1 pseudogene is annotated in these 432 nt (G+C 83.3%); it reads left to right on the forward strand.

From position 1 onward, the window contains the following. A pseudogene (locus JNW98_RS10410) lies at window positions 1-432 on the forward strand (hypothetical protein); the annotation flags it as partial.

A 432-nucleotide genomic window follows, 5' to 3' on the forward strand; every position in this document is an offset into this window, starting at 1 on the left:
AAGGCCGGCGGCCCGGCCGAGGGTGCCGCTCAGCAGCCCGCCGCCGAGGTGAGCGCCGACGCGGGTGCCCCCGCCGAGGCCGCTGCCACCGAGACCGCTGCCGCCGAGGCGCCCGCCACCCCGGCGCGTCCGCGCCGCCGTGCCGTCCGCAAGGCCGGCGGCCCGGCCGAGGGTGCCGCTCAGCAGCCCGCCGCCGAGGTGAGCGCCGACGCGGGTGCCCCCGCCGAGGCCGCTGCCACCGAGACCGCTGCCGCCGAGGCGCCCGCCACCCCGGCGCGTCCGCGCCGCCGTGCCGTCCGCAAGGCCACCAGCCCCGTCGTGAGCACGGGCGAGACGTCCGCGCCGGCCGCCGAGCCCGAGGCCGTCCAGGCCGAAACCGCTCAGCCCGAGGCCGCCGCCGAGGCGGAGGCCCCGGCCCGTCCGCGTCGTCGC

The organism is Streptomyces huiliensis (assembly GCF_020037025.1).
Classification (GTDB): Bacteria; Actinomycetota; Actinomycetes; order Streptomycetales; family Streptomycetaceae; genus Streptomyces; species Streptomyces huiliensis.